General features: G+C 48.7%; 13 protein-coding genes. 9 read left to right on the forward strand and 4 right to left on the reverse strand.

The window, feature by feature from the left end:
• Positions 1–2,235, forward strand: a complete 2,235-nt coding sequence (locus VGS28_01780; protein ID HEV2412516.1) for a serine hydrolase — start codon at positions 1–3, stop codon at positions 2,233–2,235.
• Positions 2,236–2,289: 54 nt separating this feature from the next.
• Complete coding sequence (locus VGS28_01785; protein HEV2412517.1) at positions 2,290–3,003, forward strand: Ig-like domain-containing protein; 714 nt, start codon at positions 2,290–2,292, stop codon at positions 3,001–3,003.
• A gap of 3 nt (positions 3,004–3,006) precedes the next feature.
• On the opposite strand, the gene VGS28_01790 is transcribed toward VGS28_01785, so the two are convergent.
• The 3 genes from VGS28_01790 to dnaA all read right to left on the reverse strand — a co-directional run bounded on the left by VGS28_01790 (position 3,007) and on the right by dnaA (position 6,849).
• The gene (locus tag VGS28_01790; GenBank protein ID HEV2412518.1) at positions 3,007–4,083 is read right to left on the reverse strand and encodes a DNA replication/repair protein RecF; all 1,077 of its coding nucleotides are present in this window, start codon (positions 4,081–4,083) and stop codon (positions 3,007–3,009) included.
• A gap of 39 nt (positions 4,084–4,122) precedes the next feature.
• The gene (dnaN, locus tag VGS28_01795) at positions 4,123–5,217 is read right to left on the reverse strand and encodes a DNA polymerase III subunit beta (GenBank protein ID HEV2412519.1); all 1,095 of its coding nucleotides are present in this window, start codon (positions 5,215–5,217) and stop codon (positions 4,123–4,125) included.
• A gap of 279 nt (positions 5,218–5,496) precedes the next feature.
• Complete coding sequence (dnaA, locus tag VGS28_01800; GenBank protein ID HEV2412520.1) at positions 5,497–6,849, reverse strand: chromosomal replication initiator protein DnaA; 1,353 nt, start codon at positions 6,847–6,849, stop codon at positions 5,497–5,499.
• A 232-nt stretch (positions 6,850–7,081) separates the two neighbouring features.
• On the opposite strand from dnaA, the gene rpmH reads away from it, so the two are divergent.
• From rpmH to VGS28_01820, 4 genes are all read left to right on the forward strand, one after another.
• Positions 7,082–7,219, forward strand: coding sequence for a 50S ribosomal protein L34 (gene rpmH, locus VGS28_01805; GenBank protein ID HEV2412521.1), 138 nt, complete (start codon positions 7,082–7,084; stop codon positions 7,217–7,219).
• A gap of 35 nt (positions 7,220–7,254) precedes the next feature.
• Positions 7,255–7,602 carry a ribonuclease P protein component gene (locus tag VGS28_01810; GenBank protein ID HEV2412522.1) on the forward strand — a complete coding sequence of 116 codons (348 nt, stop codon included), beginning with the start codon at positions 7,255–7,257 and terminating at the stop codon, positions 7,600–7,602.
• A 71-nt stretch (positions 7,603–7,673) separates the two neighbouring features.
• The gene (locus VGS28_01815; GenBank protein HEV2412523.1) at positions 7,674–8,732 is read left to right on the forward strand and encodes a YidC/Oxa1 family membrane protein insertase; all 1,059 of its coding nucleotides are present in this window, start codon (positions 7,674–7,676) and stop codon (positions 8,730–8,732) included.
• A gap of 3 nt (positions 8,733–8,735) precedes the next feature.
• The gene (locus tag VGS28_01820) at positions 8,736–9,260 is read left to right on the forward strand and encodes a R3H domain-containing nucleic acid-binding protein (protein HEV2412524.1); all 525 of its coding nucleotides are present in this window, start codon (positions 8,736–8,738) and stop codon (positions 9,258–9,260) included.
• Here the strand turns inward: VGS28_01820 and VGS28_01825 are convergent.
• Positions 9,229–10,359, reverse strand: coding sequence for a glycosyltransferase family 1 protein (locus VGS28_01825; protein HEV2412525.1), 1,131 nt, complete (start codon positions 10,357–10,359; stop codon positions 9,229–9,231). The two genes, VGS28_01820 and VGS28_01825, sit on opposite strands and share 32 nt — an antisense overlap.
• Positions 10,360–10,478: 119 nt before the next feature.
• Here VGS28_01825 and cyoA point away from each other — a divergent pair, with 119 nt between their 5' ends.
• From cyoA to cyoC, 3 genes are read left to right on the forward strand one after another with little or no spacing between them, the layout of a single operon-like run.
• Entirely contained in the window at positions 10,479–11,423 is a 945-nt protein-coding gene (cyoA, locus tag VGS28_01830) for a ubiquinol oxidase subunit II (GenBank protein HEV2412526.1), read from the forward strand.
• Positions 11,420–13,432, forward strand: coding sequence for a cbb3-type cytochrome c oxidase subunit I (locus VGS28_01835; GenBank protein ID HEV2412527.1), 2,013 nt, complete (start codon positions 11,420–11,422; stop codon positions 13,430–13,432). The genes cyoA and VGS28_01835 overlap by 4 nt, the downstream gene beginning before the upstream one ends.
• Positions 13,429–14,046: a cytochrome o ubiquinol oxidase subunit III gene (cyoC, locus tag VGS28_01840; GenBank protein ID HEV2412528.1), complete on the forward strand. Its 618-nt coding sequence runs from the start codon at positions 13,429–13,431 to the stop codon at positions 14,044–14,046. Before VGS28_01835 ends, cyoC begins: the two co-directional genes overlap by 4 nt.

Here is a 14,046-nt window from a genome sequence, read left to right on the forward strand (position 1 = left end):
ATGAGACAGCTCTTACAAATCACTGGCAAGGTCACGTTTATCGCCATACTCAGCGTTATGTTCAACCTCGTTACACTGTCCGGCATGGCGGGAGCAGCTCCGACTGGAGGAGGGGATAATGGCACGAGTCCATACTATAACACCAACACCCCCGAGGTATACGGCGGCTATCCATGGTATGCCCTGCCGTGTTTCAGCTCTACGGCCGGAAACACAACCTCAACACTTCAGATCAACAGCCAAGCCGCACAGGCCTTGGCGAAGAAGCTAAGCACCGGCAGTGTCAATATCGGATACGCCATGTACGACTCGAGCGGCAACCTTGTTTCCAACTACAATGACACGTTTGAAAACTATGGAGCCTCTATCACCAAATCTATGATCCTCGTGGCCTACCTTACCCAAGTAGCCAATGGAACACTCAACCCCAATACGACCGAGAGCGACGGCATAAGTCTGGCGGCTAACGCCGACGCAATGATCCATATATCCGACGATAACGATGCGAACGTCGTCTACCATGCACTTAAGAATCCGTCACAGTCAATTCAGAACGTAGCCAGCCAAGCAGGCATGACCGGTTTTAAATTCAACGATTCAGCAGACACTCTCTACGACCTCGGCCAGTCGCAAATCACGGCTAATGACTTCGCTAAGTTCTTCTCTAAGATCGATACCATGATCCCATCATCACAACAGCAGACTGGCCTCGATCTGCTCGCCAACGTCAGCCCTGTCACGGGTATTCTACAAGCCGGCATACCGGGTACCGTTTACTCAAAAGAGGGATGGAAAGGGGAGTCGAGCAGCAACACTGGTATTAGCACCCAGACAAACCCATATGGTGCAGAGGGAGTACCATACATCGTCAACCAAGCAGCTCAGTTCCAAAGTAACGGCACGACCTACGGCCTTGCTTTTACAACTGCCGGCGTAGCCGACGAAGGTACTGGCGAACTAGATATCTTGGATATCACCAAGGCACTCTTAACGCCATCCCAGAGTGGGACACCCGGTACACCAACAACCACCCCGAGCCCGACTGGCTCGAGCGGAGGTATTACACTGACCGGCGTACCACAGGCCTGGCAGCCGCTCTTCATTGATGCTGGGGAGAAATTCAACGTTCCACCGATTTGGCTGGCAGCCATCTTCTACACCGAGAATGGCAATAATTGGGCCGGCTCACCAACATCTACAAACTGGCCGACCTCGCCGACAGGCGCCCAAGGACCAATGCAGTTCGAGCCCGGCTCATGGTCAGCTTATGGGACAGTTGCCAGTGGCACCGGCCTGCCCGCACGCCCCTCCAGTGTCGGCAATTCACCGGATATCAACTGGCCTCCAGATGCTGTTTTTGCAGCTGCAAAATACGGCTCACAGGGTCTTGGTCTATCCGGGACAGCTGCCCCAGGTGATCTTAATCAAGCATTTATCGCTCACACTATGATCTACGCCGCAGGTGGCTATAACGCCGGTTATGGCACGATGATACAGGCCACCAAGCAGTTTGGTGCAAATGCGCCCGTGGACGATCTTACTAAGCTTGGAGCGGGCTACTCACAGACCGTCGCCTACATGAAAAACGTCTACGCTCTCGTAACTTCTAAGTTCAGCCAGTCTGGTCAAGGACCTGGTGGGAGCAACTCGCCGTGCTCAAGTAGCACCGGCGTAACTGTTAGCAACAGCAACATCGTCAATGTTGCTCTTCAACAAGACGTAGCCTGGAATAGTAACCCAGGCTCTGACCACTCACTCTTCGTCAAATATACTGCTAATCAGTCATACCTGATCGGTGAATGGTGTGCAGCCTTTGTCAGCTGGGTTTATATGACCGCCGGTGTACCGCTCTCGGGAGGTGGCGGGCCGTCTTGGCTAATCGGTTCAGCGTTCGGCATCATGCGCTACATGCAAACACACGGGATCTGGACCGCGAATGGAGCTAACGCGGCCGCACCACAACCGGGCGATGTCGTTGTCTTCTGTTTCCAAGGTTCGACATGCGGGACGTCAACCTCATTCGAAAGTCATATCGGTATCGTCGACCAAGTAGTTGGAAATGACCTCTATACAATCGAGGGGAATGCTGGGCTTAACGCCTCAACAGCCGGTCTGGCTCCAGGATGCAAAGCGTTTGCAGGCAATATAGCTAGCGCCCCGCTTGGCGTTGGCTGTTCCGTTTATCCGGGATACCAACATCTTAGTTCAATCGTCGGTTGGGGTGGTCTTAAATGATGCAAATAAAGGTAGACTACATATATGGACCCACAGTATAGACGTTATCTGCTTATGACCCTTGCCGGTGTAGTGGGCGTCTTTGTGCTCATCTTAATCGGCTACAGCCTTCGCAATGTCTTCCGCGGACCGTTTTATGTTGTCAGTACGGATCCCGCTAACAAGGCAACCCTCGATATTGTCAGCCCAGTCTCTATCACATACAACATACCGGTTGCCTCATCAACTACCAAGAACTTCTCAATCTCCCCAAGTGTCAACGGAACTCTGTCTACAAAAGGGGACACGCTAACTTTCACTCCTAAAAACAACCTTAAATACCATGATCAGTACACGGTTATCGTCTCCAAGGCAACTTCGGCTAATGGGAAGTATACAATCGGCTCCTATAAACTCACTTTCACTGCAGGATACGTAAACTACAACCAGCTACCAAAGTCGCAGCAGCAAGCTTCAAACAATGCGACGGATCTCCTATATAGGCAGTTCCCGATAACCAAATTCCTGCCATATCAAACAGTCCATTATTATATCGGCTTTAGCGGTGAGACTGACGGCAAGCTCGACCTTCAGATTCAACTCTTTGCTCTTTATATCAACAACAATGTGTCTATGTACCAACAGGATCTGCAGCAGTTCCAGAATGAGGCCCTGCAGTGGCTTCAAGGTAATGGTGTCAATACGTCGACTTTGAATATTACATGGAGCCCAGATCCAAATAACCCGGCAACCTACAGCAATCTACCCACTATGACTCCTGGGCCCTAAGGTTTATCCTAGGTTGATGGTCTGACCCAGTCTATTCTTGGGTATACTCCCTTCAATACCCGACTCCGGAGTAGTAATGATCGTCTGCCACGGCGTTAGGTGATGCGACAAGGCCTTACGTCGAGTCGCATCCAGTTCCCCAAAGACATCATCAAGTAGAAGAAGTGGTGGCCGTGAACTTACCTCGTATAGCAATGTAGCTTCAACAATCTTGAGCATCACAACAAGGGTTCGCAACTCTCCTCGCGAGGCATTGAAGTGAGCAGGTGAACCATCGAGGTCAATTGTAAAATCGTCGCGGTGAGGGCCAACTGAGGTAAATCCTCTCTCCTGATCCTTGCTTAGATTTGTTTCCAATTGATGCAGGAAGGCAGAAGCTAGAGTGACAACATCCCCTTTAACCGCTGTCTGGTGGTGAAGTTGAACCTTTGACGCCTTGTGACTCAGCTGGCTGTAAGCATCACTTGCTAGCTTGTTTACTCTATCAATTAGATCCTGACGTTCGTTCATAATATGAGCTCCTAGCTCGCTCAGACGCACGTTCCAGACAAAGAGTTGGTCTTGTGGAGCAATATGGTCGTAAATGTCTTTCAGGAGTCTGTTACGCTGCGCCAGTGACCGTTTGTAACGCGTCAAGATTCGCTCATAAGTGGGGGAGAGCTGAGTAAGTAGTACGTCTAGAAAGAGTCGACGCTGATCTGGGGAGCCCGTTAAGAGCTGCATGTCCCGGGGTTCAAAAAGAACAACCGGAATACGAGTGTTGACGTTTAGTCGTTTGCTGACATCATTGATCCGAAATTCCTTGGTAGTCGTCTCTTTCTGAGGATCACGACGGATACGCAGACTACGTTCAACTGCCTGCTCGTCATTCGTCGCCAGATGCAACCAATCGGCATCATGATGTATAAGGTTACTATCCTGCACGCGAAACGAGCTTCCATAAGAAGTAACATAGAGAGCCTCAAGAAGGTTCGTCTTACCGCTACCGTTCGGGCCGACAACCATATTAACCCCATCACTTAGGTCGAATGTGGTGTCTTTATATGAGCGAAAGTTCTTAAGATGAATCTTTCTGTACATCACAAGCTATTATCGTTCACTTTAACCAGTGACACAAAACTAGCTCTTTAACGGCATAACAATGTGCTTATAGTCGACCTGCTTCGTGGCAGCTGTCAGAACACACGGTGATAGCTTGCCGTTGAAGGCAAACTTGACGGATTTCTCATCAATACAGCCAAGTGCTTCAAGGACGTAGCGTGAGTTAAGTGTCAGCCGGCCACTTCCTGTTACTTCGGCTTCTATGTTGGCGTCGTTTTCGCCAACCTGCGAAGCAACCGAGTGGATACTGACCGTCTTGGTTGTTTCGTCCACTTCAATCGTAATACTGCCACCGCTATCCCGAGCAAAGAGCGAGGCGATCTTGGTGATACGAACCAGCTCTTCCTTGTCCAGTACCGCAGAGGTCTCATTGGTATCAGGTATTAACTGGCGGTAATCCGGGAATGTGCCGTCAATCAAACGGCTGACAATATCGATTTCACCAATACGAATGCGAACCTGTGTCTCGTCAAACCAGAACTCAACCTCTTCAATGTCATCCGTTAAGACTCTCAGAACTTCCTGTAGCGTGTCTGCCGGAATAATCGACTGAAGTTGGGCGGAGCTTTCCACCAGTTGTCGTTCCGCCAGGCGATAGCCGTCTGTAGCTGCAAAGTAGAGTTTCCCGTTGTGAGTATGTGCGTAGACACCAGTCAGTACCGGACGAGTGTCGTCGCCCGAAACCACTAGAACGGTCTGCTGAATTGCTCGCTTGGTGATGTGGGCGGGGAGAGTGATCTTATTCTGGTTACTCACCGATGGCAGACTTGGAAACTCATCCGCCACCATACCGTTGATAGTAGCGTTGTAGTTAGTTGTCTTGACGTGTAGTTTATGTTGATCCGAGATTAGTTCAACATTACCTTTGGGAAGATTACTGACAAGTTCAGTCATAAGACGAGCAGGAACTGTTAGCGACCCCTCTTCCTCAATCTTGCCTCCGACATATTCCGTAACTGCTAATTCCAGATTGGTAGCTGCAAGGAGAAGTCTGTTTTGTTCGGTCTTTAAAAGGACGTTATTTAAGATGGGCAGGGGAGTCTTGCCGGAAGCAATGCGAGCAACTACTGATAGTGCTTTGCTTAGATTCTCTTGTGTAACTTGAAGGCGCATCTTTATTGGCTGATTCCTTTCTTCCTATTGTTATTTATATAAGTAGTAGAAGTAATAGTAGGGGGTGTTGATAATGTGTACAAACGGCTTTTCAACAGATAGAAAATTGTCTCAAGTGTTGTGAATAGTCTGCGTAAAATAGGTGCGCAACTTGATGTCAGTGGGGGAGAGAATGGGGAATACCAGGCTGGTTTGATAGCGAGTGCTTCTACCTGTGTATAAGACCGATTTGTTTGCACATGACTAGACACAGTTGAAGACACAGTTTGTGCACAGCTCCTAGACATAGAGGTGCTCCCTTAGTTCTGCTACAATTTGTCGCATTGAATAATCAAGAGCGATAACTTTCTCAATCTTTTCAATGGAGTGAATGGCTGTGGTGTGGTCTTTTCTGCCAAGCTCACCGGCGATCTTCGGAAAACTTAAATGGAGTTCGCTTCGAAGTAGATACATGGCTACTTGTCTTGGTAAGACGATGTGTTTGTCGCGTTTAGGGCCAATCATATCGGCCACGGGGATCTGAAAGTGTTTGGCCGTCTTCTCTACGACCTGCTTTGAGGTCAACCTTTGTGGTCTGTTGCGGTGCGTACCGAGTAGACCACTTGCTACCTGTACATCAGGAGCGACGCCGCGCATCTCGCAATATGCCAGCAACTGATTAAGACCACCTTCAAGTTCACGAATGTTGGTCTGGAAGTTAGTGGCTAGAAACTCAATCGTGTCTCGGTCGAGCGTTACGTTATGAGAGTTGGCCTTTGACTGCAGAATGGCGCACCGGGTCTCGTAATCGGGTGTCTGGATATCTATCGCCATCCCCCATTCGAACCGACTTCGAAGACGCTCCTCTAAAGTGGGGATCGACTTAGGGGGTTTATCTGAACTGATGATGATCTGTTTGTTGGCCTGGTGGAGGGCGTTAAAGGTGTGGAAGAACTCTTCCTGAGTCTTCTCCTTGCCGGCAATAAACTGCATGTCATCAACGATTAAGACATCGACGTTTCGGTAACGATCGGCAAAGCTTTTCTTCTTGAAGCGAATTGCTTCGAGGAATTCGTTAACAAAGGTTTCGGAAGATATGTAGGTGACATGTGCGTCTGGGTTCTGCTCAGCGATGCCATTACCGACGGCCTGGATAAGGTGTGTCTTGCCAAGCCCGACCCCGCCGTAAATAAAGAGCGGGTTGTACTTCATACCCGGGTCGCTAACGACTGCTTGGCAGGCAGCATAGGCTAGTTCGTTGCTCGAGCCGACTATAAAAGTGTCAAAGACGTAGCGAGGATTAAGCCCGACAGCTCTACTGTTGGGCTTAGAGCCTGAGGCGAGCGAGTTGGTGGGCAGGGAAACGACATCCTGTCCGGCACGGCCTTCATTCTTCTTCGTGTTTTTGCTGGATCGTATCTCGTAGGTGATACTTTTTACTTTGACTTCGTTCTTCTCGAGACTCTCTTTTATCTGTTTGTTGTATTTGACCTCGAGCTGTCTTTTGGCAAAGATGTTCGGCACCTCAATGGTGATATTGCCATTAGCGTCATCAATCAGTTCGGTATTTTTAAACCACGTCGTGAAGTTAGCACGAGATACTGCAAGCTCGATTTCACCGAGAACACTCTGCCAAGTGGCACTCTTCGCCAATTCCTAACCTCCCTCGTACGGTTTTGATAGTCCTACTAAAACTATACTCAATGAGCCGACTTTTCCACAATCTATTTTAGTTACAAAAAACGAACAGCTAAGATGTTCGTTTATACACAGCCTTCAATTCTCCCCTGTAAACATGTGGATAAGCTCTTGTCTAATGTGGAAAAGTTGTTAAAATAAACGACAGCTTATTTCTCTTTAGACCAGAGACTGAAAGGATTAATAAATGCCAAAACGAACGTACCAGCCGAAGAAACGACATCGCTCTCGCGTGCATGGCTTTCGTGCTCGCATGGCTTCACGTGCCGGACGACTTGTCCTCAAGAGCAGGCGCCTTAAGGGCCGCAAACGACTCTCCCATTAGGTCGAGGACCTAATGTGTTTATACTGTAGGTAGCTATGTTAGAAGCGAGCTACAGATTTCATGGTCGGCGTAGTCTTGGGTTTCTCTTTAATCGTGGCAAGACGGTTCGATATGATGGCTTGAGCCTCAAGTTCGTCTATAACTCCCGTAGTATCAACTCACGCTGTGCTGTAGTGGTCGGGAGGAAAGTCACGAAGAAAGCACCTGTTCGTAATCGGATCCGGCGGCGAATCTTTGAGATCATCAGGTTGGAGTGGGATCACATAAAGCGGCCGTACGATATTGCTTTCTTTGTCTTTGATGAGAGGGTGGCCGATATTCCTTATGACGAACTTCACGACCAAGTCGTCTCACTCTTAAAATCTGCCAACTTATACACCTAGTAATTTGGAGCGATATAAAAGGCTCTCGCCGCTTCACAACAGAGAAGTAATTATGCTACAATATCTCTAATATGCAAGGCATTGTCTACTTCCTGTTATTTGTTATCGTCTTTATTCTGGGCGGTAAGTACATATTCCCCATACTTGGTCATGCGATAATCGGCCTCTATCACGTTATCATTTCTATTACCCTCAATATTCTGGCTGCTATCTACGCCATAATGCCAGGGCACGACTTCGGCGTCACAATAATCGTCTTCACCGTTCTTATTCGCCTTCTCATGTGGCCGCTTCTTAAGAAACAGATGCATCAGACGAAAGTTATGCGCAAGATTCAGCCTGAACTCAAGCGTGTCAAAGAGAAGGCCAAGGGTGATAAGCAACTTGAAGGCAAGCTGATGATGGAGCTCTATAAAGAACGAGGGATCAACCCGTTTGGAACGGTGGGGGTACTTGTGCTCCAGTTGCCGATAATTCTCGCTGTCTATCAAGTACTTCGTCTTATTAGCGGTAATCCTCATGAATTGGTTGCTAAATCATACAACTTTGTTCGTCACATCGGTTACATGAAGAACGTGTCATCTAACATTCACCTTTTCCACGAAACTCTCTTTGGGCGAATCGATCTAAGCGTCCATGCACTTGGTAGTAATGGCAAAGTCTATATTCCTCTCATGTTCATTGCGCTCTTGGCAGCCGTCTTCCAGTATTTCCAGTCCAAGCAACTTATGCCGGTCGCGAAGGACAGTAAGTCATTAAAGCAGATCTTTAAGGATGCTGGCAGTGGCTCATCCATCTCCGACCAGTCCGACATGACTACCGCTATGAATGGCATGATGGTCAAAATCTTTCCGCTATTCACCTTCTTCTTCGCCATCAGTGTGCAGGGCGGTTTAGCGCTCTATCTTCTCACAACCACACTTGTTGGCTGGGCCCAACAGAGCTACTTACTCAGCCGAGATGAGGAAGAGATGGAAAAGTCGGTTGAAACCAAGACGTCAGTCGTTGCACGGGCTGAAAAGGCGCAAGAGGCTGAAGTTGTGAAGACCACTCCAAAGAAGAAGACTAAGAAGAGTAGTAAGAGCGCCACGCATGTTAAACGCGGTAAGACCACTAAGAGGAAGGGGTAGGTTATGAACCAGGACGAAGCCATTACATTTGCCAAACAGTACCTAGAAAACCTTCTGAGCTTCTTTGGTCTTAATACGTCTGTTAACACCAGCTGCGACGACGAAGTTATCGAACTACAGATTCCCTCAACCCACCTGAACGGTTTTCTAATCGGTCAACATGGTGATACACTACGCTCTCTGCAATATCTTGTCAGTATGGCACTCAAGAATTCAAACGCCTCAATAGACAGGGTCAACATTGATGTAGCCGACTACAAGAAGCACCGCGCTGAGCGATTGGCTACCCAAGTGCAAGACTGGTCTGAGCAAGTTCGCAGCAGCAAGCAAAAGATGGAATTGCGTCCGATGAGTCCAGCGGACAGGCGAGTCGTTCATCAGACCGTCGGAGAGTATAGTGACCTCAAAACTGAATCTGTCGGTGAAGGCCGGGATAGACGAGTTGTTATTCATCCTGCCGACCAGACTGATCAAAAAGAACCAGCAAGCGAAGAACCTACAACTGAGGCAGTTCCTGAGGAGGAGTAGTCTCTTCCTTTGCGACTAAGGCGTTCTTGTAGACTTCCAACGTCTGCTTGGCCATCTTCTTCCAAGAGTACTTGTCGTGGACTTTCTTGCCGGCAACTCGAAGCTGGTCACGTATCTTCGGGTTGCTAATTACGTAGTCTATGGCTGCCACCATGTCGTTGAAGTTGTGGGGGTCAAAGTAGTATGCACCATCTCCATAAATTTCTGGCAGACAGGTCGTATTACTACTAACAACTGGTGCGCCGTCTCCCATTGCCTCAAGGGCCGGTAACCCAAAACCTTCCATAAATGAAGCCAGGACGTAGGCAAGGCAGTGTTTGTGGAGCCATGCGACTTGTTCGTCAGGAATGAAGTCGGTAAAGTGAATCTGTTTATAGCCGAGGTCTTTGGCCCACTCCATATCAGCTTGACGCTGCTTATCGATTTTGCCAACAATAACGAGCCAGAGATCAGGGTGGGTTTTTAGTAATGCTTGATGGGCTTTGATCAGGCCTCGGTTGTTCTTGTATGGCTCCGCTCTACCTAGGTACATGATAAATTTATGCTTAGCCATTTTGGAATATTGTTTTTGCTTACTCTTAGATAGGTCGGTGCCTTCATAGGTAACTGTGATCTTGCTCGAAGGTATACCACTAAAGTTGATCAGGTCGTTCTTGGTGTAAATGCTAGTGGCGATAATATGGGTGCTTCGTTTTGCGACTCGTTTGAGTAGATATGCAAAGACTCGCTGTTTTACAAAGAGCTCGATCTTGCTCATGTCATTTGCGGTTATTCTGAGCAGGTTCAGGTCATGAACGGTTGTTACAGAGTTACCTTTATATAGGAGCGGCTGTTGAGGCATACAGAAGTGAACGAGGTTTGGTCGAAGCTTACGAAGTAGTTTGTTAAAGCCGAGCTGTTCGGCAAAGCTGTAATCCGCAAAGTCGGCTTCGACAATCTGAAAATTTGGCTTATGCGGCTTGTAATAGTTGAGATCCTTGCGCCTCACCAAGATAAGAAAAGTGTCTGCCGTATCGAGCTGCTCAAGATAGAAAAGCAGTCGTTCGATATATCTACCAGTACCTGTGCTAATAATTCGAGCGTCTATGGCAATACGCATCAGACGGATACCTTATACATAGGCATAGTATATAATACTCGTCGCCTTGTCTTGGAAAGGATGGTGACGTGCGTCACACGACCCCCTTTAGAGCTGTGCTATAGTGACTAATAACGGTTATGGCAAAATCAAACGGGAGTCACACAAGAAAGGGCCTGAAATTACTGCTAATCACAGCCCTGATTGTCGTTGTCGTCTCTGCTCTCGCCTGGTATCTAGATCATCATACTGTTGCGGTTTTGCAGCCTGCAGGAGAAGTTGCCCGAAGAGAACGGGAGCTCATGATTATCGCCATCCTTCTTTCCGTTATCGTAGTAGTGCCAGTCTATATTATGGCAATCTCCTTTGCCTGGCGATACCGCGAGGACAACCGAAAGATCAAAACTCGCAAGTACCAGCCAGATTGGGATCGTAGCCGCGTTTACGAGACTCTTTGGTGGGGTATCCCGATTATTATCATCGGCGCCCTCTCAGTTATAACCTGGGAAAGCTCTCACGCCCTTGATCCCTTCAAACCGCTGAGTTCTTCGGTGCCGGCCATACCTGTTGATGTTGTTGCACTCGACTGGAAGTGGCTATTTATCTATCCGAAGCAGCATATTGCCTCTGTAAACTTGCTTGAAATACCTAGCAATGTACCAATTGACTTTGATGTTACCTCTGATACCGTTATGAACTCTTTCTGGATTCCGCGGCTCGGCGGGCAGATCTACGCCATGCCAGGTATGTCGACCCAACTACACCTCATAGCTAACGAGACCGGGAGCTACTATGGTTCATCCGCGAATATTTCCGGCGTCGGCTTTGCGGGCATGAACTTCACAACTAAGTCGGTTAGCTGGTCGGACTTTAACGCTTGGGTGAAAAGAGCTCAAGCATCATCGAAGGTTTTAACGTCGGAGGCGTATAGCAAACTTGCTGAACCTAGCCAGAATAACAAGGCCACCTACTACTCAGATGTCCCAAATAATTTGTATGATGATACTGTCATGAAATATATGTCGCCTCTTGATATGCCGACAATGCCTGCATCAGCCTCATCAACGGGGATGTACATGCAATGAACTGGCACATACTGACACTCTTCGGTGGTCTACTCGGCAAGCTCAACCTTAACCAGATACCACGCGATCCGATTACTTTCGGTGCGGCCGCTTCTATTGTCGGTGGCTCGATCCTAGTCGTTATCTTGCTTACCTACTTCAAGAAATGGAAGTGGCTGTGGAATGAGTGGTTGACGACGACGGACCATAAGAAGATTGGCACGATGTACCTAATAGTAGCTGGCCTGATGCTCGCACGGGGAGGTGTCGATGCTGTCATGATGCGCCTTCAGCAGGCAACGTCAGTGGGGGCCTCACACGGGATTATGTCTTCGAATATGTTCCAACAGGTCTTTTCTGCGCACGGTACAATCATGATCTTCTTCGTTGGTATGGGTTTCCTCTTCGGCATCGTCAATCTGGTTCTGCCTTTGCAGATAGGCTCACGTGATGTTGCTTTTCCCTTTATGAATGCCACAAGTTTCTGGCTCTTTGCAGCGGGCATGGTTTTGATCAACGTCTCGCTGGTTATCGGCTCATTCTCGGGAGCAGGTTGGCTAGCTTATCCGCCACTTAGTGAGTTAAAATTCAGCCCTGGCGTCGGCGTTGATTACTGGATATGGAGTCTGGAGATTGCCGGTGTTGGTAGCCTGCTTAGTGGTATCAACTTTATGACTACCATATTTAAGATGCGGGCACCGGGCATGACATTTAGAAGACTCCCGATGTTCGTCTGGAGTGTCATGGGGACTATGACACTTGTTATTTTTGCCTTTCCAATTCTAACTGTCACCTTGACCCTCCTATTTCTCGATAGAGCACTTGGGATGCATTTCTTTACAGCTGGTGGTGGAGGCAACGCCATGATGTATGTCAATCTCATCTGGGCCTGGGGGCATCCGGAGGTTTACATATTAGTTCTACCCGCCTTCGGAATCTATTCGGAAGTAGTGGCCACTTTCTCTAGGAAGCGACTTTTCGGGTATACCTCTATGGTCTGGGCAATCTGGGCAATCGTTCTCCTCTCGTTCTGCGTCTGGCTGCACCATTTCTTTACCATGGGCGCGGGTGCAGACGTTAACGCCGTCTTTGGTATTGCTACTATGCTGATTGCGGTACCGACTGGTGTGAAGATCTTCAATTGGCTCTTCACAATGTATAGAGGAAGGATCCACTTTGCTTCACCGATGATTTGGTTTATGGGATTTGTCTTTCTCTTTACCATGGGCGGAGTGGCCGGAGTCCTTATGGCGGTGCCTCCGATCGACTTTCAGGTCCACAACAGTCTCTTCTTGGTTGCTCACTTTCATACCATGATTGTCAGTGGTGTGCTGTTTGGCTACTTTGCCGGCCTGACTTATTGGTTTCCTAAGTATTTCGGCTTCAAGTTGAATGAACGACTCGGTAAGTATGCGGCCTGGTGCTGGATAATCGGCTTTGTTTTGGCCTTCGGCCCGCTGTATATTCTCGGGCTTATGGGAGCGACACGACGCCTCGATCACTACGCGCTTTCAACGGGCTGGCAGCCCTTGTTCATAGTTGCGGGAATCGGCGTGGCTATTATCTGTCTAGGTGGTGCCTTTCAAGTCCTGCAGTTAATTGTCAGCTTCTTCCAGCGAGGGACGCACAAGGATCTAAGTGGTGACCCATGGAATGGTCGCACACTTGAGTGGTCAACACCTTCGCCCGTTCCCTTTTATAACTTTGCACTTATCCCAAATGTAACGGATAGAGATGCTTTCTGGGCTATGAAGCAGGCCAAGAAAGGGAAAGGCGAGGGGAACGAACCACCGTATCGGCCGATACACGTGATGAAGAATACCCCGGCAGGCCTATTCATTGCCGCCTTTGCGTTTGCCGTTGGCTTCGGCGCTGTCTGGCATAGCTGGCTTCTTGTGGCGGCGGGCCTTATCGGTCTGGCCTTAACGATGATTATTCGTCTGAGCAACGATAGTATTGAGCGGACTGTCTCAGTGGCAGAGATCAAGCGCGTCGAGGCTAGCTATGTGGTTGAAGGAGAGAGTGTATGAGTGAAAGTGCTGCCACCATGGCTGTCGAGCAGTTGAATACCCGTGAAGAGCACCAGGAGGCGGACTCACGCGCGACCTTCGGCTTCTGGGTCTATATCATGACCGACTGTGTCCTCTTTGCCAGCCTCTTTGCTGCCTTTGCCGTTCTGCGTAATAACACGTACGGCGGTCCTCCAGGCGGTCTATTATTCAGTCTCCCCTACATCTTGACGGAAACACTCGCCCTGTTAACTAGTAGCTTCACATGCGGACTAGGTATACTTGCCGCCAACCAAAAGAAGAAAAATCTGACCCTCTTCTGGTTTGGAGTTACCTTCCTGCTGGGCGCCTTCTTTGTTGGGCTTGAGCTACATGAGTTTGCCAAACTGGTCCATGATGGTGACAGTTGGCGTCGAAGCGGCTTTCTCTCATCCTACTTTACGCTGGTGGCTACTCATGGCCTCCATGTGTCGATGGGCTTGCTCTGGATGATCGTCATGGGATTTCAGGTGGCTACCCGCGGGCTCGTCCGTTCGACAGTTCGTCGCCTGACATTGCTGAGCATGTTCTGGCACTTCTTGGATATTGTCTGGATCTTCATCTTTACGATCGTGTATCTGCTGGGGGCCCTCTAA

This window comes from Candidatus Saccharimonadales bacterium (assembly GCA_035945435.1).
Taxonomy (GTDB): Bacteria; Patescibacteriota; Saccharimonadia; order Saccharimonadales; family DASZAF01; genus DASZAF01.